The sequence below is a fragment of the Dehalogenimonas alkenigignens genome (assembly GCF_001466665.1).
GTDB lineage: Bacteria > Chloroflexota > Dehalococcoidia > Dehalococcoidales > Dehalococcoidaceae > Dehalogenimonas > Dehalogenimonas alkenigignens.
Genome location: NZ_KQ758903.1, coordinates 1,011,059 through 1,031,679 on the forward strand (window position 1 = coordinate 1,011,059; position 20,621 = coordinate 1,031,679).

At 56.6% G+C, this 20,621-nt stretch carries 20 protein-coding genes; 4 read left to right on the forward strand and 16 right to left on the reverse strand.

All coding sequences use genetic code 11. From position 1 onward, the window contains the following. Positions 1 to 3: 3 nt before the first annotated feature. The 3 genes from nifS to DEALK_RS05460 are packed head-to-tail and all read right to left on the reverse strand — an operon-like array spanning position 4 to position 2,659. A complete protein-coding gene (nifS, locus tag DEALK_RS05450) occupies positions 4 to 1,176 on the reverse strand; it encodes a cysteine desulfurase NifS (RefSeq protein WP_058439280.1) in 1,173 nt (390 codons plus the stop codon). Between the two features lie 12 nt (positions 1,177 to 1,188). Next, positions 1,189 to 2,199 (reverse strand): cysteine synthase A, encoded by a 1,011-nt coding sequence (gene cysK, locus DEALK_RS05455; protein ID WP_058439281.1) that lies wholly within the window; start codon positions 2,197 to 2,199, stop codon positions 1,189 to 1,191. 16 nt (positions 2,200 to 2,215) lie between these two features. Continuing rightward, entirely contained in the window at positions 2,216 to 2,659 is a 444-nt protein-coding gene (locus DEALK_RS05460) for an RrF2 family transcriptional regulator (RefSeq protein ID WP_058439282.1), read from the reverse strand. 317 nt (positions 2,660 to 2,976) lie between these two features. Here DEALK_RS05460 and DEALK_RS05470 point away from each other — a divergent pair, with 317 nt between their 5' ends. Continuing rightward, positions 2,977 to 4,254 carry a 4Fe-4S binding protein gene (locus DEALK_RS05470; RefSeq protein ID WP_165802741.1) on the forward strand — a complete coding sequence of 426 codons (1,278 nt, stop codon included), beginning with the start codon at positions 2,977 to 2,979 and terminating at the stop codon, positions 4,252 to 4,254. A gap of 58 nt (positions 4,255 to 4,312) precedes the next feature. Here the strand turns inward: DEALK_RS05470 and DEALK_RS05475 are convergent, their stop codons facing one another. From DEALK_RS05475 to DEALK_RS09785, 4 genes are all read right to left on the reverse strand, one after another. Next, a complete protein-coding gene (locus DEALK_RS05475) occupies positions 4,313 to 5,257 on the reverse strand; it encodes a hypothetical protein (RefSeq protein ID WP_058439285.1) in 945 nt (314 codons plus the stop codon). Positions 5,258 to 5,798: 541 nt separating this feature from the next. After that, complete coding sequence (locus DEALK_RS05485) at positions 5,799 to 5,993, reverse strand: hypothetical protein (protein ID WP_058439287.1); 195 nt, start codon at positions 5,991 to 5,993, stop codon at positions 5,799 to 5,801. A gap of 246 nt (positions 5,994 to 6,239) precedes the next feature. Further along, a complete protein-coding gene (locus DEALK_RS05490) occupies positions 6,240 to 6,554 on the reverse strand; it encodes an RNA recognition motif domain-containing protein (RefSeq protein ID WP_058439288.1) in 315 nt (104 codons plus the stop codon). Between the two features lie 92 nt (positions 6,555 to 6,646). Beyond that, the gene (locus tag DEALK_RS09785) at positions 6,647 to 6,955 is read right to left on the reverse strand and encodes a CxxC-x17-CxxC domain-containing protein (protein ID WP_083496364.1); all 309 of its coding nucleotides are present in this window, start codon (positions 6,953 to 6,955) and stop codon (positions 6,647 to 6,649) included. A 366-nt stretch (positions 6,956 to 7,321) separates the two neighbouring features. On the opposite strand from DEALK_RS09785, the gene DEALK_RS05495 reads away from it, so the two are divergent. The 3 genes from DEALK_RS05495 (at position 7,322) to DEALK_RS05505 (ending at position 11,120) form a co-directional block, all read left to right on the forward strand. Beyond that, entirely contained in the window at positions 7,322 to 8,725 is a 1,404-nt protein-coding gene (locus DEALK_RS05495) for a reductive dehalogenase (protein WP_058439289.1), read from the forward strand. Positions 8,726 to 8,849: 124 nt separating this feature from the next. Continuing rightward, a complete protein-coding gene (locus DEALK_RS05500) occupies positions 8,850 to 9,881 on the forward strand; it encodes a methyltransferase (RefSeq protein ID WP_058439290.1) in 1,032 nt (343 codons plus the stop codon). A 24-nt stretch (positions 9,882 to 9,905) separates the two neighbouring features. Next, positions 9,906 to 11,120, forward strand: coding sequence for a hypothetical protein (locus tag DEALK_RS05505; protein WP_058439291.1), 1,215 nt, complete (start codon positions 9,906 to 9,908; stop codon positions 11,118 to 11,120). 77 nt (positions 11,121 to 11,197) lie between these two features. On the opposite strand, the gene DEALK_RS05510 is transcribed toward DEALK_RS05505, so the two are convergent. From DEALK_RS05510 to DEALK_RS05545, 9 genes are all read right to left on the reverse strand, one after another. Then, on the reverse strand, positions 11,198 to 12,685 hold the full coding sequence (locus tag DEALK_RS05510; protein WP_058439292.1) for a B12-binding domain-containing radical SAM protein: 1,488 nt from the start codon (positions 12,683 to 12,685) through the stop codon (positions 11,198 to 11,200). Further along, a complete protein-coding gene (locus tag DEALK_RS05515) occupies positions 12,682 to 13,551 on the reverse strand; it encodes a radical SAM protein (protein ID WP_058439293.1) in 870 nt (289 codons plus the stop codon). The genes DEALK_RS05510 and DEALK_RS05515 overlap by 4 nt, the downstream gene beginning before the upstream one ends. Beyond that, the gene (locus DEALK_RS10145; protein WP_165802744.1) at positions 13,548 to 13,715 is read right to left on the reverse strand and encodes a hypothetical protein; all 168 of its coding nucleotides are present in this window, start codon (positions 13,713 to 13,715) and stop codon (positions 13,548 to 13,550) included. The genes DEALK_RS05515 and DEALK_RS10145 overlap by 4 nt, the downstream gene beginning before the upstream one ends. Before the next feature lie 14 nt (positions 13,716 to 13,729). Beyond that, positions 13,730 to 14,863, reverse strand: a complete 1,134-nt coding sequence (locus tag DEALK_RS05520; protein ID WP_065128707.1) for a radical SAM protein — start codon at positions 14,861 to 14,863, stop codon at positions 13,730 to 13,732. A 78-nt stretch (positions 14,864 to 14,941) separates the two neighbouring features. Next, positions 14,942 to 15,235 carry a hypothetical protein gene (locus DEALK_RS05525; protein ID WP_058439294.1) on the reverse strand — a complete coding sequence of 98 codons (294 nt, stop codon included), beginning with the start codon at positions 15,233 to 15,235 and terminating at the stop codon, positions 14,942 to 14,944. 24 nt (positions 15,236 to 15,259) lie between these two features. After that, positions 15,260 to 16,786 (reverse strand): reductive dehalogenase, encoded by a 1,527-nt coding sequence (locus tag DEALK_RS05530; RefSeq protein ID WP_058439295.1) that lies wholly within the window; start codon positions 16,784 to 16,786, stop codon positions 15,260 to 15,262. Positions 16,787 to 16,959: 173 nt separating this feature from the next. Beyond that, positions 16,960 to 18,375: a reductive dehalogenase gene (locus DEALK_RS05535; protein ID WP_058439296.1), complete on the reverse strand. Its 1,416-nt coding sequence runs from the start codon at positions 18,373 to 18,375 to the stop codon at positions 16,960 to 16,962. Between the two features lie 170 nt (positions 18,376 to 18,545). Next, a complete protein-coding gene (locus DEALK_RS05540; protein ID WP_058439297.1) occupies positions 18,546 to 18,806 on the reverse strand; it encodes a DUF2795 domain-containing protein in 261 nt (86 codons plus the stop codon). Between the two features lie 12 nt (positions 18,807 to 18,818). Beyond that, on the reverse strand, positions 18,819 to 20,597 hold the full coding sequence (locus DEALK_RS05545) for an adenosylcobalamin-dependent ribonucleoside-diphosphate reductase (protein ID WP_058439298.1): 1,779 nt from the start codon (positions 20,595 to 20,597) through the stop codon (positions 18,819 to 18,821). Between the last annotated feature and the right edge of the window lie 24 nt (positions 20,598 to 20,621).

The window sequence follows — 20,621 nt, forward strand, 5'->3', positions numbered from 1 at the left end:
CTCCTATCGAGCCGCCGCCCTGGGGGCCAGGGGGGACATGGCTCTAAGTTTTTTCACGATACGGGGCAGGGCTTCGATGACGGCGTCGATATCCGAATCCCGGGTGAACTTGCCCAGGCTGAAGCGCAGCGAGCCGTGAGCCTCCTCGGCGATCTTGCCGCAGGCCAGGAGGACATGCGACGGTTCCAGGGACGACGAACTGCAGGCCGAGCCGGTGGAGGCGCAAATGCCCTCGAAGTCCAGATTGAGGACCAGAGATTCACCCTCGACGTAGCTGAACGAGATGTTGACGTTGTTGGGCAGGCGCACGGCAGGGTGGCCGTTAAGCTGGCTGTCCGGAATACGATCCAGCAGCTCCGACGACAGACGGTCGCGGAGCAGGTACAGTCTTTCGGTCTCGGCGGCCATTTCCGTTCTGGCGATATCCGCCGCCTTGCCGAAGCCGACAATACCGGGCACATTCTCCGTGCCAGGGCGCTTGCCCCGCTCCTGACTGCCGCCGGAGAGCAGCGAGTCAATCCTGGTGCCCTTTCTGATGTAGAGGGCTCCGGTACCCTTGGGCCCGTAGAGCTTGTGGCCGGAAACCGACAGCATATCGGCGTTCAGGCTGTTGACGTTGACCGGCAGGTGGCCGGCCGTCTGGACGGCATCGACGTGAAATAGGACGCCGCGCTCGCGGGCAATTTTGCCGATCTCAGCCACCGGCTGGATGGTGCCGATCTCATTATTGGCGTGCATTACTGATATAAGAATGGTTTTGGGAGTGACGGCTTTACTCACATCCTCGGGGTCGACCATGCCATATCTATCTACCGGCAATAGAGTGATCTCGAAGCCATGTTTCGAGAGATAGTGGCAGGCCTCGATGACGGCATGGTGCTCAACAGAGGTGGTGATGATGTGATTGCCCTTGTCGGACTTAGCCCAGGCGGTACCCTTCAAAGCCCAGTTGTCGGCCTCGGTGCCGCCGCTGGTGAAATAGATCTCATCGGCGCGGCCGCCGATGAGGGCGGCGACGCTGCCGCGGGCCTCCTCCACGGCGTGACGGACGGCTTGCCCGGCGGAGTGGACGGACGACGGGTTGCCGAAATGATCCTCGAGATACGGCAGCATGGCCCCTTTGACTCTTGGATCGACCGGCGTGGTGGCGGCGTTATCGAGATAGACGAGTTTCATAGCAGAGCCTCTCTAGAGATTCGTTGGAGGGGCGGCAATTGCATCCTGGAACAGCCAGGTCGACAGGTAACGCTCGCCGGTGTCCGGCAGCACTGCCACGATGAGCTTGCCCTTCATATCCGGCCGTTTGGCTACCTCGGCGGCGGCCCAGACGGCGGCGCCGGAAGAGATGCCGGCCAGGATACCTTCTTCTTTCGCCAGGCGGCGGGCCATGGCGCCGGCGTTTTCGTTAGTCACCTGAATTATGTCATCGATTAGTTCCGTCTTCAAAATCCCGGGGATGAAACCGGCGCCGATGCCCTGAATCTTGTGGGGGCCGGGCTTGCCGCCGGACAGTACCGGAGAAGCGGCCGGTTCCACGGCGAAGGCTTTGAATGACGGCTTTTTCTTTTTAAGCGCTTCGGCGACGCCGGTGACAGTGCCCCCGGTGCCGACGCCCGCCACCAGGGCGTCGGCGCGGCCTTCGGTGTCGCGCCAGATCTCCTCGGCGGTGGTCAGGCGGTGAATCTCCGGATTGGCCGGGTTTTGAAACTGCTGAGGCATGAAATAGCCGTTACTGTCAGCCAGTTCCTGGGCGCGCCGGATGGCGCCGGGCATCCCCTCGGCGCCCGGGGTGAGGATTATTTCGGCGCCCAGTATCGCCAGCAACTGCCGCCGCTCTATCGAAAACGTATCCGGCATGGTCAGAATGAGCCGGTAGCCGCGGGCGGCGGCGGCAAAGGCCAGGGCGATGCCGGTGTTGCCGGAGGTCGGCTCGATGATGGTGACGCCGGGTTTGAGTTTGCCGGAAGCCTCGGCGTCGGCGATCAAGGCCACGCCGATGCGGTCTTTGACCGAATGAAGCGGGTTAAAGGACTCCAGCTTGGCCACGACGTCGGCGCCGGCGCCCGCCGTGACCCGGTTCAAGCGCACCAGCGGCGTGTTGCCGATGGTCTCGGTGATGTCGGCGGCGATGCCGCGGGTCAGGGCCGGGAAAGACTTCTTCCGGAAGGTCACTTTTTCGATCTTACGCTCGACGGCCATGGCGTTCTCCTCGGGTTCAGATGTAGTACATTTCAGCTTCGGGAGACATTTTGGCCCGCTGTTTAGCCACCAAGTCGGCCAAGGTGGTTTGCTCCAGCACGGAGGTCATCGCCTTACCTACATCGTCCCAGATATCCCTGGTGGCGCAGAACCGGGAACGGTGGCACTTGTCCGGGCTGTGAACGCAGTCAACCGGCTCGATGGAGCCTTCCAGCAGGCTGACCACCTCGCTCAACCTGATGCTTTCGGGGGATTTGGCCAGTTTCAGGCCGCCGCGGGCGCCGCGAACCGATTGGATGAGCCGGGCATCGACCAGCGGTCCCACCAGATGCTCCAGGTAGGGTAATGAGATCTGCTGGCGGCGGGCGATGTCCTTCAAAGGGATCACTTCCTCGCCGTAGTGCTGCGCCAGGTCGAGCATGGCGCGGGTGCCGTAGCGGGCGCGGGTGCTGAGTTTCATACTTTTGCTTCCGAATAATAGTTGACTAAAAAGATATACATAGACATATTAACAGTGGGGTGCCGCAGTGTCAAATCGACCCCCAGTTGCGCCTGTCGCTGCCTGTTTACCCACGGTGACTTGATAAGCCGGTTACCGGTGAAATAATTCCGATCTTCATAAAAAACGCATAGTTTCTCTATAGGCGCCATATATTCGTCAATTACAATGAACATATGCCATTTGCCAGGAGTTTGAAGAGGCTTTCCGTCAGTCTGCTGACCGGAATGGCCGCGTTTTTAATTGTTTCATCATCTATTTTGGCCTGTGAGATCACCTTGAAGCCGGATAAAGCATCAGGGAGTGTCGGGGATATTATCAAACTTGAAGTCACGGTGGCGCTGACTCATCGCAACTGTCCGGTACCCATTGCCGATACTAAATTTAAACTCACCAGCAATATTAAAGTGACCGAACAGACCCAGTGGGTTTTAACCGGTCGGGATACGTACAAAGCCACCCTCAGCGTTCAACTTATCTCGCCGGGGACCGGGAAACTGGAGGTAATCCGGGATTGCGTTAAAGAAGGCGGATACGCCTCGATAACCATAACCATCGGCGCCGCCGGCGCGGCAGCGGTTCAACCATCTGAAAGCCAACAATCCTCAGGACTGCCAGCCAGCGAGACCGAACCGGCCATCGAACCCTCCGGGCAAGCTGATGATGAACCGGAAATGTCATGGGGTGAAGCCTTCAAAGAAGCTTTTGCCCAACCTTTTATCTGGGCTTATCTCGGACTGGCGGCTTTCGCTTACGCCGGTTTAATGATGAGGAAGCGCCGCTGGCGTTATATTTCGCTTGCTTTTTCGATGGTGTACCTGGGTTTTTTCCTTGGGTTGTGTCCCTGCTCTATCGGCGCGATGCAGAACTTCGTTTTGCATCTGGGAGACGCAAAACAGTACCTGGCCCAATTCATTGTGCTGGCGATTCCGATTGCTCTCACTCTCTTTTTAGGCAGGCTCTACTGCGGTTGGGTCTGCCCGATGGGCGCGGTGCAGCAATTTCTTTATCGGAAGGATCTGGCGATAAAGTTGCCGGATGGGTTAGGAGTCAGGTTAAGGAAACTGCGTTTTGTGGTACTCGGCGGCATATTGATCGCCGCTTTGTATACCGGGACTACCGCTTTTGCCGAGATTGATCCTTTCAAATCGCTCTTCAACGCGCAGATCGCGCCGGTACCGACCACGCTGCTCGCGCTGCTCATCATAAGTTCAGTGTTCATCTTTACGCCGTGGTGCCGTTTCCTGTGCCCGATGGGAGCGGTACTGTCGGTAGTGGCAAAATTGGCCCGGCGCCAGGTCGCTTTCACGGCAGAGTGTAAAAACTGCGGCGCCTGCGCCAAATCCTTCTGTGATTACAAAGCTATCGTACCCGGGAAACCTCTGCCGGTAATCGCTCAGAATGAATGCGCTCGATGCGGTGAATGCCTTTCCCGCTGCCCTCGCGGAGCGATGGAATACAACCGGCCTGAAGGAGGCACTTCAAACGCGCCGGCGCCTTCAATTCCGGTTCCGGGACTAGGGGTCGTTCCGGGTGTTTCACTCGCGAACGAATGAATTGCCCTGGGCCACCAATTAATCTGGCCCGGAGGCGCATCAGCCCGCGCGATCGAAATTATACAGCCTGCCTATTTTGCGGCGCGGCCGGCTTTATCCGCCTATCACTACTCCAACTGATCCAAATATAGTAGAGGATTCCGCTGATCAGGCCAAGGGTGCTGGGCAAAGAGGCTGCAGGTCCAAACAGGTTAAGGGCAATTATTCCAGCGCCAGACCAGTTTTTCATAGTACCCAGCAGCTGATAGCTGGCCACCTGCGGGGCGGATAGCCTGGTCCGGCTGAGGATTGTTTTCACCAGGGTGCCGTACCCAAAAGTCGCCAAAAGGGTAATGCTGAAAATTACCATGACAAAGTCAGGCCGTGAAAACATCACATCATGATTTAACCCGATAATACTGAAGGTGGTCAGAAAGAAGCACCAGTTTATAACCGTGCCGAAATGTTTCTCTGTTCGAGGAACGACCCCCGAAGACCTGACGATTCGAGACAGAACAAAGGGAACCGCAATCAACACGAACAATGTCCTGAACATCACCCCAAGCTCAATTTCCGTTTGAAAAAACAGACTCGCGGCTAACGGCATCAGCGCAAAAGTTAACAGGTAACCGCTGAGGGTGCCCAGAATAGAAAGATTGATATTGGCTTTCAGAACGTAGCTGAACGGTATCACGGCGACGGCCGGGGGCGCGGCGGCTAAAACGACAAAGCCATAGATGATATTCGGATCGTCAAGCAGCAGTTTGGCCAAGCCTATGAAAACAAACCCTGCCGCCAGGAAACTCACCAGGAAGGTTCCGCCAAGTGGCAAGAGCGGGTTGGAATTGGTAAATACGGCTTTGAAATCTATACGACTGAGCGAAAGAGTGATAGCCAGGATTATGGCGAAATCAACCAGATATCTGGTGTATTCTGCGGCCGGCCAGAGTATCAAGCCGAGAACGACTGCCAGGAAAAGAATGGAATTTCGGTTTTGAAGAAAACCTTTGACGAAGGCTCTCAATCGTGCTCCAGATATTGAGGCAAGCCGCCCGCGGCTTGCCTCTGCCGCGGCGTATCTGTAAAAATATCTGCGAATTCTACTGGTTTAGGTGACAGTCATCAAGAGGCGACGCTCGACTAATGGTTTACTTAAGCGGCTCAGCGCTTCAGAATCAACCAGAAGCGGAGCATACGGAGGGAATCTATGTCATGCTACTTTCGGCACCTGCAGGCGGTTTTCAAGGATGCCAATATCACCGTCAGTCCCGATAACAAGAAAATAATAGACCAAACCATACACGAAATTCTTGGTACTACCTATAAGGATTGCCCTTCCACCTGGAAAGCTTTGAAGCCGATATTGGCGAACGACATCAGAAAGACTGAGTTAATTGAGAAGCTCAAGTCTATAGCCCAATAGAGCCGCAAACCGCCGGAAGACCAAGGCATCGAAAAGAGCCCGATTAAAGCCCGGGGGCTCAGCGGCCGACAGGACTGTTAAGTTCTTTTTCGGATTCTTGCCAATCCTTTTAGGACAAGGATAGGGTTAAAAGCCGGACTATTCAGCAGACGTCAACGTGTCTTTCGGTTTCCAATAGTTCACAGGCCAGCAAAGCTTCGGCCTCTTTTTTTATCGAGTCTATTTCGGTTTCGGAACAGTGATGCTCGGCCTTAACCGTCTTCAAAATCTCGTCCAGGTGACTGCTTGAATCTCCCTCAAACAGTTCCACTACCTCTTCAACGATACCGTGATCCACTTGATTCTCCTTGTGTTGATACGCTTAATTATTACCTAACATAAAATTATATCACGAAACGGCGGCACGTCAACGTACCAAAGGCTTAATCAGGATTGTACTTTATGCGTATTTACTTGCGGGCTGTCTCCGGTTGACCACCGGTGGGGGAGAGTCTTCTTGCGTTGAAATCACGGCACCCGGCAAGGTTAAGCTCGTTCGAGCGCCGGCAAACTGCCGGCGCCGCCGCGGGTTAAATTAATCAGATCAGCGAATGAAGCGGTGAGATCTTATGCCCTGAGTCCGGGTTCTTCGACCGTCATGCGCTTCAGGTGAAATGGGCATGGCTTGAATTACGTTCATTATCCTGCCCTGCAGACTTTTGCCATTCATGACTGATACAGCCAACTCCCCTTCGTTTTTCGAGGGCATTTCGACATAACAGTAAGCCCGCGGTTGGCCGCTGCCAAAATGAGTATCATTCATCATGGTCACCGCAGTGACAGTGCCGAAGGCAACGAACTCCTGCCGCAATTCAGCCTCGGTAACAGATAATGCGAGGTTGCCTACATAGATATTCATGGTTCTCCCGCGTCTCCTGACTGTTTGAACGCCAGGGTAGAAAGTAGACAGGCTGGGAATTACCCAGCCTGTCTACGGTGACCGGTATTAGATTACCGGTTCGCGCTTACTTTGCGATAGCAGTCGCTACAATAAACGGGTTTACCGTTACGGGGTTCAAAAGGAACCTGTGTAGCTTTGCCGCAATCGGAACACGTCGCCGGAAACATCTGGCGGGTGTTGTAGCTGCTGGTGTAGTTCGAAACCCCGGTGCGTTCAGTCTTGCGGGCTGACCGACAGGCAGGGCAGCGCTTGGGAGCGTTGGAAAAACCCTTAGTCTGGAAGAACTCCTGATCTTCAACACTAAAGATAAAATTGGAACCACAATCGCAGCAAGAGATTGTTTTTGCTTCAAAAGCCATTTGGATGACCTCCTCTCTTCGTTATTTGTTAGAGCTGGTCACCCAAATGTTGAGAATCGGAGAACGATTCAGATCAGTGAAATAACCGCGGCTTTAACCTTACCCACTATACACCCATTGGGATTGAATAGCAAATGGACGCGATTGGGAAATAGTAAGTTTCAAATTAGCTGAGGCCGGCAGGCGGCGTTTCCATGAAGTGAATCTTCGGGAAACAAATATTATTAGGAAATATTGTTACACCTTAACTAAAGATTAACCATAAATACGCATAGATGCGTATTTACACGGAATATTCCGGATAGTAGCATATACTTCCAAAGATTGAAGCAGGTGTAACCTGGTTCAAACAAGAAAGGAATAAAGATGAAGGGTTTCCATTCAACAATCAGCCGCCGGGACTTCATGAAATCGCTCGGAATCGCCGGAGCGGGAATCGGCGCCGCGGCGGCTGCCGGGCCGGCCTTCCACGATCTGGATGAAATGGCCAGCGCCGGCAAACAGTCTCATGCCTGGTGGGTTAAAGAGCGCGACTATGAGAATATTACAACTGAGGTTGACTGGCAGACATACAAGAACTTCGATGCTGTTGCTCATCCGGCTACCCCTGTTTCCGATGAAGTCAAGGCGGTCACAGCCGCCAGGGTAGCCAAGGATAAGGCCGACGGTCTGGCCGGTAAGGTTCCCGGCGCCGACCGACGAGGTTTTGCCTGGTACACGGCTGCAGGCCGCGGCGGTACAGCGCCGGCCTGGGATGGCGAGACCTCGTTCTGGAAACCTTCAGAAGGTGACGTCACTTCCCCTTACAATGAATCGCCCGAATACAACACCCAGGTCATGAGAGCCGCCCTTCACTCTTTCGGCACCCCGGCGGTGGGGGTCGTCGAACTCACGCCTAACATTAAAAAGTTGTTCAACAAAGATCTTATCTCCTGGGAAGACCGGAACGATGCCGTTCTTGATGGGAAAGTGTACCGGTTCCCCAACAAGTACAAATACATGCTGGTCTGGGAAACCCAAATGTCTGCTACCCAAGCGACCTATAACTACAAGGCTGACGATTCTAATCCCTCCGGCTACGGCTCATCGGTTCCTATCGGCCGTATGGATGCTCAAGGCTACAATTACGGCCGCGTGGTGATGGCTCAGGCGACGTCGTTCTTAAAGGGCCTAGGGTATGCAGCCGTCCGGCCGGGGTCCAGTTTCTTCCTCCAGAACTCCGCCTACGGCATCTTTGCCGGCCTTTCAGAGCAAGCACGCCCTAACTACCGCATGAGCCCGGGCTACGGCTTGTGCAGCCGGCAGGCTGACATTACCATTACCGATATGCCGCTGGCGCCGACCAAACCGATTGATTTCGGTGGCCATCGTTTTTGCAACACCTGTAAACGATGCGGCGAGGTCTGCCCCAGCCAGTCCATCGATATGAGGGACGAGCCTTCATGGGATACGGTAGTACCCAAAAACAATCCGGGTATCAAGGCATTCTGGATGAACTGGGACACCTGCGCTGGCTTTGGCTCCCCGGTTAACTGCGGCATCTGTCAGCCGACCTGCCCGTTCAACCATCCGACCGAAGCCATCATCCACCCGGTGGTACGAGCAACCGCGGCAAATACCGGCATTTTCAACAAGTTCTTCGCCGATATGGATAGGGTTTTCGGCTACGGCAAAGTCCGCTCCGCCGAGGAGATGGAAGCCTGGTGGACCCGCGATCTGGCCACCTATAAGGGTGATACCATCTTAGGCTCCGGCAAATACATCTGGTAAATCCACCGACAGCAGCTACTAGGTGGGGGCAGGCGCAAGCCGCCCCCACCTTTTTATAATAAGTGGCCTCGCAAACAATGGAGCGATATACTGTGGGATCCACACTTCTTTTTTAAAAACGCGTATGGAAAACAAGCAGAAACACGATCTATTTAATTTGCCATTTATCACTGAAGCCGGATTGGCCATCGAACTCGGCTGGGTGTTTCGGAATTCGCGGGTACTTCTGGCAGCCTATCAGGCCGGGTTTTTCGAAGCGCTTCGCCAACCAAAAAGCGCCGGCGAGTTAGCCGCTGAATGCAGTACCGACGCCGAAGTAAGCGAGAAAGTGTTGATCGCGATGTGTGCCCTTGGCGTCTTGAAACGGACAGGGAGCCTGTTCGATCTGACACCGCTGGGGCGTGAAATCCTGCTGCCCGAGAGCCTGCGATATATCGGCGGGGCGCTGGACTTCAGCGAGTATATGTGGTGGGAATGGTCGGTTCTACCAGATATGCTTAAAGGCGGGGAAAAATACGCCCGGCGTTTCCGCCAGATTAAAGAACTCCAGCGGGATGCCGAATATATAATCAAGACCGATTATTTCCCGCTGGCGATGCACACCAAAGCGATCAACGGCGGGGTGCAGTTCGTTGCCGCCCATGTCGATCTGAGTAAAAGGCGCCTGCTGCTGGATATCGGCGGCGGCCCTGGGACGTACAGTGCCGGGTTGTGCCAGCGCTTCCCCAACTTGAAAGCGATCGTTTGGGATGCGCCCGGCCCACTGGCTGTTGCCAGGCAGGTAATCCGGAATCTGGGTTTGGAAGATCGGATCAGGCTGGAAACAGGCGACTGGGAAACCGACGAATTCAGCCCCGGATGCGATGTCATACTACTGTCAAATGTGATGCACGGCCCGGACAGCGGCGCGGCGGAAAAGCTGGCCAAAGTTTTCCGAGCGCTGGATCCGGGCGGGGTGATTATTGTCCAGGAATTCCTGCTTGATGCCGATAAAAACGGGCCGCTGGAGGCGGCAGTGTTCAACATCATGGTCGGTGCTTTTTCCGATATCGAACTGATAGGGTTGATCGGAACGGCCGGGTTCAGAGAGGTAGCATTGGTTGCCCGGAACCCATTGACAGGCAGCGGTCTCATCACCGCCGTCAAGCCAGGTTGAGGAAACTGTTTGGGAGAAGGGTCAATGGAGCTTGAAAAACGATTCTCGATAGCTCATTTCGACAGTTGGCCTGGGGACCTGACTTATTACGAAGCAATCAGTAATTCATCCCCGGAGTTCCGCCGGGAGATTCATGACATCTACTTCGGGAAGATATTCCGCTGCAACTATCGCGAACAGGAACAGTGGGACGACCGCCAGAAGCTGCACGAAGTTACCTACGGCAACGTCATGGGGGTTGAAGCCACCGATGCGCAGGTCGCCCAGTTATTCCGCATCCAGTCCGAGTTCGGCATCCAGGTGTCGCTGACCATCAACCAGTTGAATGTTCCCGTAGAAATATTTTATAGCCGCGGCGACCGGGTGGCGCGGGATTTCATCGAGTGGTTGGGCGGCTACTACGATAGGGGCTTACGGAGCTGTACCCTGGCTAACAATCACCTGATGCGCACCGGCATGCTCCGGAAAATGTTCCCGGAGATGACCTGGAAAAACACTGTTAACCAGCAGGTGACGACAGCGCAGCAGGTCATTGATTATCTCTACCTGGGATATGACACCATTCAACTTGACCGGTCATTGAACCGCAACCTGGGCGAGCTCAGGCGGATCCGCCGGGCGGTCGAAACCTTCAGACTAAAACACCCTGAACGAAATGTCCGAACCTGCATGCTGGTGTGGGAGGACTGTCTGCCCTCCTGCCCGTTTAAACGGGAGCATGACGATTTGCAGCCCTATCATCGAAGGGTCAATTACTGGAAGAGCGGCCCTGGCGCCGGCACATGTTCCCGATGGCGGGACAGCGCAACGGGAAAAAGCCTGTTACCACGCGCCGGCAATAACTGTTATTGGGTCACGCAGCAGACATTCCAGGAGTACGCAGCGCTGGTGGATGTGTTTAAGTTCAGCGGGCGCCTGACAGAATATACACCGCTGAGCGGCGACGGGAAGCTTCAGTTCGGGTGGAGCGCGCGGAACAACGCCGTGTCTTCATTCGGCGAGATCCTTAACCACTCCCTCCTGCCGGTGAGCGCCTGGTCTCTGGGTGCCTTTAAAATGGCCCCGTTTGAGCGGAATCCCGAGAAAATCAGGCGGGACCTGAGCGGCAGCCTGTGGCTGACGGACGCCGGGTTGAAACTTGAAGAGAAGCTTACCACCTGCCGCAGCCAGTGCCTTGAGTGTCATCTCTGCGAACGTACTTTCGGGATGCCTGATATAGATTCGCTGGTAGCAATTTAGAACGCCCCGGCACGGCGATATCGAAAAATAAAAAGAGGAGGGGATTAGCCCCTCCTCTTCTTATTAGCCGCTTGGACTCAGGAAATCTTCGGTTTAGGCGCGATGCCGAGCGGCAGGCTGGAATCCTGGCTGCTCGATGAGAAGCCGGACAGTTTCCGCTGCACCGTCTTGTAGAACTTGTTGACCTGGCCGTGGAACTTGATCAGCTCCCCGACCTCCCGCAGGAACTTGAGCGGGTTCTTGAAAAGGGTCAGGAAATATTCGGGGTTGTGCTTCAGGGTGAACCTGATGCGCTGGGCGGCGTAGTTGGCGCGCCAGTTGGCCGCGGCCTCGGTCATCATTTCGGTGGGCACGTGGCTCAAGTTGATTTTATTAGCATACTCGATGAGGAATTCCGGCCAGTCGTCGAGGCGGGCCGGCGGCGTCACCACGCCCTGCGACACGCAGTAATCATAAAGGGCGCTGCCGGGGAAGGGGACGAAGCGGTTGTACATGTAATAGGGATTGTCCAGCCGTTTCAGCATTTCATGAGTGGCGTTGAAGTCCTCGACAGTTTCGGTGGGGTAGCCGTAGATGATATAGACCGAGGTGCGGATCTTATGCTTGACCAGCGACCAGAAAGTCCGCTCCATCTCCGGTACGGTGATATCCTTCTGCATGAAGTCCAGGCCGCGCTGGCTGCCTGACTCCAGCCCCAGGCCGACGGCGACGCAGCCGGCTTTGGCCATCAGAGCGACATCGGCATCTGAGAGGTCGGCTCTGGAGTCGCAGTTCCAGGAGATATTAATCTTGCGCTCGATGAGGAGGTTGCAGAATTCGCGCAGTCTCTTGCGGTTGAAGGTGAAGTTGTCCTCGTCGAAGCGGATATATTTGGCGTCGTAGTGCTGGCGCAGGAATTCGATCTGGGAGATGATCCGTTCGGCGGAAAGGTAGCCAATGTAACCCTTGTTGTAGGCCTTGTTGTAGCAGAAGGCGCAGCGGTGGACGCAGCCGCGGGAGGTGTTGATGCCGATCATGGAGTACTTCTTCACCGGCACCAGATGCCAGGCCGGGTCCGGCAGCGCTTCCAGGTCCTTGATGAACGGGCGGGGCTCGTTAATGACCATCTGGCCGTCGATCTTGAAGCCGAGGCCTTTGATGTCGTTGAGTTTCCGATCGCCCTTTTCCAGGTAATCGATCAGTTCGGCCAGGGTGTACTCGCCGGCGCCGATGACGACGTAGTCGATATACGGCTCGGACAGGGTCTGTTTCGGCAGAACGCTGGTATGGACGTTGCCCCAGACGATCGGCACAGCCGGGAACAAAGCCCGAAACTGCTTTGACTGGAGAATAGCGCCTTCCAGGTTGGGGCCGGTGATGACCGAGAAGCCGATCAGCTGCGGTTTGAAATCGATGAAATCTTCAGGCTTACGTTCGTCCACGAAGCCGTCGTAGACCTTGACCTCGTGGCCCAGCTGCTCAAGGTACGAGGCGAGGTAGAGCAGTCCCTTGGGCAGGTTGGTGTAAGCCTTAGCGTAATACGCGGAATAATTGGGATTGGGTGAAGTCACTAACAGGACTCTCATGGGGCGGATACCTCCTCGGGTTCTAGAATTTGATGCAGGATTTGGTCCGGACGGCGGTTTAAGCCCTCGGCGGCGGCCAGATATCTGGCTGAATCGGCGCCGGCGCCGGGGCAGGCTTCGGCGGGGAAGACGTTGTAGATGGGGTATTTGAGGGCTTCATCGCCTCGGAAGTGAAAAACGCGGGAGAGGTGCTTCCTGACCAGGCCGGCAGCCTGGTCCATCTCTTCAGCAGTAGCCCGGCGCCACGGGTTGTTGCCGACCGGGAAGTAGGGCAGCAGGATGAAAGGGATGTTTTGATCTCGGGAGGCGACAAACTCGGCGACGCGCTCGACCTCGGCGGCGTCGATATAGCCCGGGATAAGCACTGTATCCACGACTATTTTTTTAGCCATGGCGATCAGCCGGTCGAAGTTCTCAAGGGTGGGGCGGTTGGAAGCCCCGGTGTAATCCAGGTGCAGCCGGTCATCCATCGCCTTGAGGCCGACCTCAACGGTGTCGGTGAAATTGAGGTCGGGCAGCATCGCGGCGTTGGTGACCAGGGTCACCCTGGCGCCGTAGCGGCGGCGCAGCATTTCGGTGAACGCCGGGTAAGCGGGGTCCAGGCCGGCTTCCTGACCTTCGATGACCACCGAATGGAAATCGAGCTTATCGAGGATAGCCTCGACTTCAGCCAGCGTCAGGAACTTTTCCGGCGGGCTGGCAAGGACTTCGGGCTGGCGCTTCAGCATGCCGCCGAAGTCCAGCATCGGGCTGTAGATTTGGGTAGAGCAGTAGCAGCCGCGGCACTGGAAATTGCAGCCCCAGAAATGGACGCAGACATCCTTCTGCTCCGGCGTGTAGGTGATATGGTAGATGCAGGTCTTCATGACCGGCGTCCGAAACCGCCTTCAAGGTAAGGTTCTATAGGCGGGCAGGCATCGGGCCAGGGCGGCACGGCGCGGTTATAGGCGGCAGCCTGGCGTTCCAGCACCAGGTATAACGCCGAGCCGAGGATCGAGGCTATGCACAGTATCCAAAGCAGAATCATCATTACGCCGCCTCCGGCTACTTCATTCCTACGGAAGATAAAAGGGCGTTGAGGTTGGGTTCGTACGAAGCGCCGCCGGCACCCTCGGGGAAGGCGGAGAAGACTTCATACTTAAGTTCTTCGTTGCCGCGGAAGAAGAAGACATTTTTAAGGTGCTTGCGGGCGGCTTCGGCGGCTTTTTCCATTTCCTCGGTGGTCGGCCGCCGCCAGGGGTTGTCGCCGGCTTTGAAGTACGGCAGAATGACGAACAGCATGTCCTTCTTGACGCCGGCGATGAATTCGGCGATGCGCTCAATCTCATCCACCTCTATATAGCCGGGGATGTAAACCGATTCCACGAAGGTATTCTTGCCTGACTGGACGAGTTTCCGGAGGTTATCAAGCACCGGTTTGTTGGAAACGCCGGTGTAATCGATATTGAGTTCATCGGTCACCGCCTTGATGCCGACTTCGACCCGGTCGATGTGAGACAAATCGGGCAGCTCTATGCCGTTGGTCAGCAGCAGGTTGTGGCTCTTGTAGCGCTCGTGGAGCAGCCGGGCGATGTTGGGCAGTTCGGGGTCCATGGCGGCCTCCTGGCCTTCGAAGACCACGCTGGTGAATTCATACTGGTCGAGAATGGCCAGCAGTTCGTCGATAGTCAGGAACTTTTCCGGCGCCGGCGCGATGCCGGACGGCTCTTCGACGTGTTTGCCGAGGAAATCCTTGAGCATGGGGCTGTAGACGCGGCGCTTGCAGTAGCAGCCGCGGCATTCGATGTTGCAGCCCCAGAAGAAGAGGCAGATCTCTTTAAGTTCCGGCGTGTAAGCCACGTGGTAGACGCGAGTCCTGGCCCAGCCGTCGTGGTAGACGCCGAGCTTTTTGAATTCGTTGATGATGATCTCGGCGTTCTGGTTGAAGCTGACCATCGGCTCGACTTTGAACTCCGAGAGGCAGTACATCGGGAAGTCGATCAGGTGCTTGATGAGCTCCTCGTGCGATTCGACGTTGAAGACGAGGAAGCCGCCGCCCGCGGTGAAGCTGTAAGCCGATTCGAGGATGCCTTCGGCGATCTTGCGGTCGATCCACTCCTGGCTCTTGCGCAGGAACATCACCTTGGTCTTGTAGTCCGGGGGGTAAACTATCTGTTTGCCGGTGGCGTAGTATTTCATTTTCTTTCCTCTATGCGCGACTGTTGCGTGAACCGGGGTCGAGAAGGAGGAGAAGTCTCCTCCTTCTCGAAGGACCAACTAGGCGGTTGCCTTGCGGCGCATGATCAGGGCGGCGGCGACACCCAGCAACAGGAGGGCGGGGATGCCGACGACAACCAGGAACAGGGAAGCGGCTTCTTCTTCGAACTCGGAAAGGGAGCCGAAGTAGTTCTGGATGGCGAAGAAGCCCATGAGCAGGGCGATGCCGATGATGACCCAGTCATACCACTTGGTCACCTTGCCCTTTTTGCTAAGGAACATGCCCAGAGCAATCAGCAGGCCGACGGCGACGGCGGCCATGAGGAACCAGAAGGGACCCTGATAAACAGTCATTTTGCCATTACTCCTTTCTCTGACCTACCGGCCTTTCCAGGCGGTCTTGACGGTATCGATGCCCATCATTGGCAGGGACATATCCCACCACTCTTCAGGGCTGTCCATGTTGCCGTAGCCGAAAACCTCGCCCATGGTGGCGAAGAAGCTGTTGAACAGCGGGGTGACGGAGATAGTCTGCTTGACCAGGGCATGGACCATGGCGGCCTGATCGACGGAGAAGGTGCAGTAGCCCCAGCACTGGCTGCAGCCGGAGGCCTCGGAGCGGTACTCCTGGCAGAGAATGAAGTTGTTCCAGAAAGCTTTGATGCCTTTGTTGTGGAAGGTAACTTCCTTGCCTTCATAAGGCGGGATCTCCCAGGTGGGCTCTTTGTGGGACTCGATGCAGCCGGGCGGGCAGTTGATGGCGCAGAAGCCGCAGGTCTTGCAGAACTTCCACATGCCGGCGTCGACCGGCGGGGTGGGCGCCAGCGGCAGGTTGGTCTGGAAGGTAGTGGGGTAGGTGGCGTTGCCGTATTCGGCGTTCAGGCCGTAGTTCTGCTGCCGGGACTGCTCATTGATGCCGGTGAGCTGGTTGGCCATGTTCTCGTTGAACGGCGAACTCTGGTGGCCGGTGTCGGAGTAGCATTCGTAACCCAGAGAACGCAGGAAGCGGAAGGTGCCGCCGTAGACGAACGAGCTCAGCGTGCCGCCGGTGCCGTTGGGTCCGGGGAAGCTGGAGCCGTATCCGGCTTCGGCATTGGGGGTCTTGAGGAACTGGCTGGCGACGGGGCTGATGGTGGTGATGATCCACAGGGGCTTGTTGGGGAAGACGTACTTGGAGCCGTCAGAAGTGGCGTAACCCTTGTCGACATTCTCGAACTCATAGCGCAGCGACTCGGCGTCGGACGGCAGGGCGCCGTTGTTGCTGCTCCATTCCTTGGTGGCGCCACGGGTGGTGTACTTGACGAGGACTTTGTCCTTCCAGGTTTGATCAAACTCAGCATAGCCGTTAAGGACAGAGCCGTAGTAGCGCATGGCAGCGTTCATCATCTTGGAGGCTTCTTCCGGAGTGCCGGTCCACTTTGGGAGACCGAGCTCTTCCGGCGTCTTGGACTCAGTGTAGCTGTTGGAGCCGGACTTGACCGGGCCGGTCCAGGTCTTGGACCAGGTGAAGTTGTGGAGGTTGGCGCTATGGAGCATGCGGGTGCGGAGGGTATAACCGGGGGCCTGTTCAGCCTGGCGCTTGGCCGAAATTGCGGCGCCCTTGGCGGAAGCCGCTTCACGGCGGTTCCAGGTCTCGGTGAAGTAGGACTTGATGCGGGTGGTCTGCGACTGCCAGCGGCGGTCGTAGCGGTTGATGGCGCTCCAGTCATGCTCGACGGCGGGATCCAGGAAAGCGCGCTCCTTGACGAACCAGGGGCGCTTCTGAATGGCGGCGGTGGAGGACATCAGTTCATCCACGTCGTGGAAGTTGGGCGCTACCAGGCTGGCAGCCCCGATGCCCGCACCGGCCAAGCCGAGATTTTTCATAAATTCCCGGCGGGATACCGTGCTGTGGAAGATAGACATAGTGTTCCCCTTTCTTTATATTCATCGGTCTGTCCCGATTGTCTTTCCGGTCTTTCCCGGCGCCGTCCGGTCTCTCCCGGACGTCACTGTCATTTTGCCTCCAAAAATACTTTCTTTCAGAACACCCTGTGTAAGCTCAGAAATCGAGGATACAGGGCGGAGATAGCACCTTTTTATCTGTGTTTTAACAGCTCCACATCCACGACGCCGGTGTTGGCCGGGTTGTCCCAGAATTCCTCCGGATGCCGGGTTCCGAAGCCAAACTGCTCGTGCATGTCCGCGAAAAAGCCATTGAACATCGGTGTGATCGTCGAGGTAATGCGAACCAGATCATGGACCGACGCATTAGTGAAAGAGTTGAACGGGCAGGTGGTATGGCAGTTCTTGCAGCGCGGACATCTGAAGTTGTACAACCGCCACCCTTTGTAGCCGGGTGTGTAGTTTTTAGCCGCTTCTTCCTCCGGGTCCTCATGGTCCCAGCGTTTGTCACCAAGGGGCATTGATTCATAAGGGCACATGGTGGCGCAGGTGGCGCAGTTGACGCAGAAACGAGCGATGCCGGCGTCGAACGGTTTGGTGGGGGCTAGCGGCATATCGGTGATCATGCGGTGCATGCCGCGCTGCATATTGCCGTAGCGGTAATGGGTGGCAACCATGCTGGCGCGGGAATGTTCACCTAAGCCAGAGAAGGCTGAGAAGGAATCCGAGGCGCTGGCGCCGGCGATTTCCAGGTGCTGGTAACCCAAGGCGCCGATAAAGTAGTGCGCCAGGTTGATAACCCTGTAGTAAAGATCGTAGCCGTTCCAGTTCGGGGCCGGGGCGCAGCGTGTCTGCGAGGCTTCCAGAGTGCTGAAGGTGACCACGTATTTGGCTTTGTTGGGGATGGCGAACTCGGATTTGGTGTCTTCGGCAACATCTACATCTTTGAAATTGTATGGTTTACCCGAGGTGTTGTTGAGATAAATGAGCCTCTTGGTTTTTTCAGTGAGTTCGACGACGCCAACCTCGGAAGCGCCATACATTCGGAGCGCATTCTGCAGGGTGAGGAAGTTCTCTTCAGGAGTCCCCTGCCACTTGGTCATATTGCGGCTTTCCGGGGTCGGGATAGTCACTGAGGTGGTGACACCGAGGAAGTTGGGCGTGGGGGTAAACGGATGGCCGATACCGCCTGAAGCAGCGGTGGCGCCGGTAAGCGCATAATCCCGGATAGTCGGGCCTTTGTATGACGGATACAGGTTTTTCATGTACTGGATATCCCAGCCTTCCGCCTTCATCTTGACGGTTTTGGCAACTTTGGGATTGATGTCAGCATGGGCGGCAACGGTGGCGGTTACCGGGAAGGTAACGCCAAGCACCTTACGGGTGCGGTCAACCCGCTGGAAGACGTTCCAGTCAATCTCGACGGTGGGATCCTCGAGTTCGCGCTCCTTCACGTACCAGGGATGGCGCTGCGGGTTGGCGGTTGCGGTCAGTTCATCGATGTCATGAAAAGCCGGAGCGACAGCGGCGGCGGCTCCCAAACCGGCTCCAGCCAGACCGAGTCCCTTCATGAACTCGCGGCGGCTGAACGTAGTGTGGAATTTGGACATTAGGCAACTCCTTTTTCGTTTTTTTTATTTAGATGCAAGTGGAAACGTTTCCAACCGGTCTCTCCCGGACGCCATTTTCATTCGTACCCCCTGATTTAACATAATTTACAGTTGCTTAACCTCGAAGGTTACAAGAGAGGCACGCCGCATCGGCGTGCCTGATTACTGCTTCAAACCAGCAAAAACGACCAGGCCATGAAGGCGATGTCATGGAACTGGGGGTATTTGTTTTCCGGCAGCAGGTGAAGGAAAGCCAGGACATCCGGTTTGGCCTCATTGCGGCGGGCCTGGCACACCAGATCATGCTTGCTGGCAGGGTAGGAGATGCCGTCGAGGCAAGTTTCCAGATCGGCGACGGACATATCCAGGCAGCGGCGGAATCCGGGCGGGGTGGCGCTTTCCGGTGATTTTCGGTCCAGTGTAATCGTCATATGCATTCCTCCTCATGGGCTTTGAAATAATGCTTTGACCAGTTCCAGCCCGGTCTGGCTGGTGCACAGGGGCTGCAGTTCCCGGCTTTCGTCGCGGTAAACGGTGATGCCCTTGAGGCCCTGCTCCCAGGCCATCTCGAATACCCTGGCGATATCCTCCCGCCTGGCGTCATGGGGGAAGTTAACCGTCTTGGACACGGCGTTGTCGGTATGACGCTGGAAGGCGGCCTGAATGCGCACGTGCCACTGCGGCGATACCCGGTGGGCGGTGACGAAAACCTTACGGACATCCTCCGGGACGTCTTTTCTATCCTGGAGGTGGTTGGAGGTGACCAGCTGCTCGATCAGCTCCGGGGTGAAAAAGCCCCGCTCTCTGGCGACTTCCTCGAAGTAAGAATTGACCTCAAGGAGGTTCTCGCCGTCGAGGATGTTTCTCACAAACACGGTAGCGAAGATCGGCTCGATGCCCGATGACACCCCGGCGATGATCGACAGGGTGCCGGTGGGGGCGATGGTGGTGCAGCAGGCGTTGCGCATGGGGAGGTCACTCTTCTCATAGACGCTGCCCTCCCAGGCAGGGAAGGCGCCGCGGGCAAGCGCCAGTTCACGGGAAGCCTCATGAGCTTTATCGTTAATGAACTCCATGACCTCTTCGGCCACCGAGATAGCCCGGGTGGAGTTGTAGGGGATGCCCAGGCGGATGAGCATGTCGGCAAAGCCCATGACCCCCAGGCCGATCTTCCTGGTACGCCTGGTGGCCGCCTCCACAGCGGGCACCGGGAACCTGTTGATATCGATGACGTTGTCGAGGAATCTGACGGCGGTTTTAACCACCCGCGCCAGCCGGTCGTAATCTATGGACAGTGTCCCGCTGTCCCGGCCCAGCATGCGGACGAGGTTGATGGAGCCGAGGTTGCAGGACTCGTAAGGCAGTAATGCCTGCTCGCCGCAGCCGGTGACCGTCTCCATGCGGCCGAGGCAGGGGGTGGGGTTGTCGCGGTTGACCCGGTCGGTGAAGACAAGCCCCGGATCGCCGGTGCGCCAGGCCTGGTCGATGATGCGGGCAAATACCGACCGGGCGTTAAGGTTTCCGGTTTCCTCCCCGGTATTGGGGTCGATTAATGCGTAATCCGATCCGGCTCTAACCCGGTTCATGAAGTCATCGGTGACCGAGACGGAGTTGTAGAAGTTGGTCAGGACGTTGGGATCGGACTTGGCTTTGATGAAATGGAGGATGTCCGGGTGGGTGACGCTCATGACCACCGAGTTGCAGCCGCGCCGGACGCCGCCCTGGCGGATGTAATCGGCCGCGCCGGCAATAACGTGAATGAGGGCTACCGGGCCGCCGGCGGCATCCAGGTGCTCGCCGACAGCGGCGCCCCTGGGCCGGACTCTGGAGACATCGAAGCCGATGCCGCCGCCGCTTTTATGGATGAGAGCGGTGTACTTCACCGCGTCGAAGGTCTCTTCAATGGAATCCGGTACCGGCAGGACGAAGCAGGATGACAGCTGGCCGACCTCGGTGCCGGCGTTAAGGAGGGTGGGGGAGTTGGGCAGGAATTCAAGCGAGGTCATCAGCCGGTAGAACTCGCCGGCCATGATGTCGGTGTCGACCAATGGGTCATAGATTAGTTCAGCGGAAGCAACGGCCTGGGCGACGCGGCGGAACATCTCTTCCGGCGTTTCTATAAGCTCGCCCCGGCGGTTACGCCGGAGGTAGCGCTTCTCCAGTACCCTGAGGGCATTGGGAGTAAGCGCCGGGCGGGTTTCTTTAATTATATCGATGACCATTTTCTCTCCTATGAAGGAAAGGCG

What these genes read in the sequence shown, in the direction of transcription:
- nifS (WP_058439280.1), bottom strand. Translation starts at nt 1,176, where the DNA reads ATGAAACTCGTCTATCTCGATAACGCCGCCACCACGCCGGTCGATCCA.
- cysK (WP_058439281.1), bottom strand. Translation starts at nt 2,199, where the DNA reads ATGGCCGTCGAGCGTAAGATCGAAAAAGTGACCTTCCGGAAGAAGTCT.
- DEALK_RS05460 (WP_058439282.1), bottom strand. Translation starts at nt 2,659, where the DNA reads ATGAAACTCAGCACCCGCGCCCGCTACGGCACCCGCGCCATGCTCGAC.
- DEALK_RS05490 (WP_058439288.1), bottom strand. Translation starts at nt 6,554, where the DNA reads ATGAATATCTATGTAGGCAACCTCGCATTATCTGTTACCGAGGCTGAA.
- DEALK_RS09785 (WP_083496364.1), bottom strand. Translation starts at nt 6,955, where the DNA reads ATGGCTTTTGAAGCAAAAACAATCTCTTGCTGCGATTGTGGTTCCAAT.
- DEALK_RS05495 (WP_058439289.1), top strand. Translation starts at nt 7,322, where the DNA reads ATGAAGGGTTTCCATTCAACAATCAGCCGCCGGGACTTCATGAAATCG.
- DEALK_RS05500 (WP_058439290.1), top strand. Translation starts at nt 8,850, where the DNA reads ATGGAAAACAAGCAGAAACACGATCTATTTAATTTGCCATTTATCACT.
- DEALK_RS05505 (WP_058439291.1), top strand. Translation starts at nt 9,906, where the DNA reads ATGGAGCTTGAAAAACGATTCTCGATAGCTCATTTCGACAGTTGGCCT.
- DEALK_RS05510 (WP_058439292.1), bottom strand. Translation starts at nt 12,685, where the DNA reads ATGAGAGTCCTGTTAGTGACTTCACCCAATCCCAATTATTCCGCGTAT.
- DEALK_RS05515 (WP_058439293.1), bottom strand. Translation starts at nt 13,551, where the DNA reads ATGAAGACCTGCATCTACCATATCACCTACACGCCGGAGCAGAAGGAT.
- DEALK_RS10145 (WP_165802744.1), bottom strand. Translation starts at nt 13,715, where the DNA reads ATGATGATTCTGCTTTGGATACTGTGCATAGCCTCGATCCTCGGCTCG.
- DEALK_RS05520 (WP_065128707.1), bottom strand. Translation starts at nt 14,863, where the DNA reads ATGAAATACTACGCCACCGGCAAACAGATAGTTTACCCCCCGGACTAC.
- DEALK_RS05525 (WP_058439294.1), bottom strand. Translation starts at nt 15,235, where the DNA reads ATGACTGTTTATCAGGGTCCCTTCTGGTTCCTCATGGCCGCCGTCGCC.
- DEALK_RS05530 (WP_058439295.1), bottom strand. Translation starts at nt 16,786, where the DNA reads ATGTCTATCTTCCACAGCACGGTATCCCGCCGGGAATTTATGAAAAAT.
- DEALK_RS05535 (WP_058439296.1), bottom strand. Translation starts at nt 18,375, where the DNA reads ATGTCCAAATTCCACACTACGTTCAGCCGCCGCGAGTTCATGAAGGGA.
- DEALK_RS05540 (WP_058439297.1), bottom strand. Translation starts at nt 18,806, where the DNA reads ATGACGATTACACTGGACCGAAAATCACCGGAAAGCGCCACCCCGCCC.
- DEALK_RS05545 (WP_058439298.1), bottom strand. Translation starts at nt 20,597, where the DNA reads ATGGTCATCGATATAATTAAAGAAACCCGCCCGGCGCTTACTCCCAAT.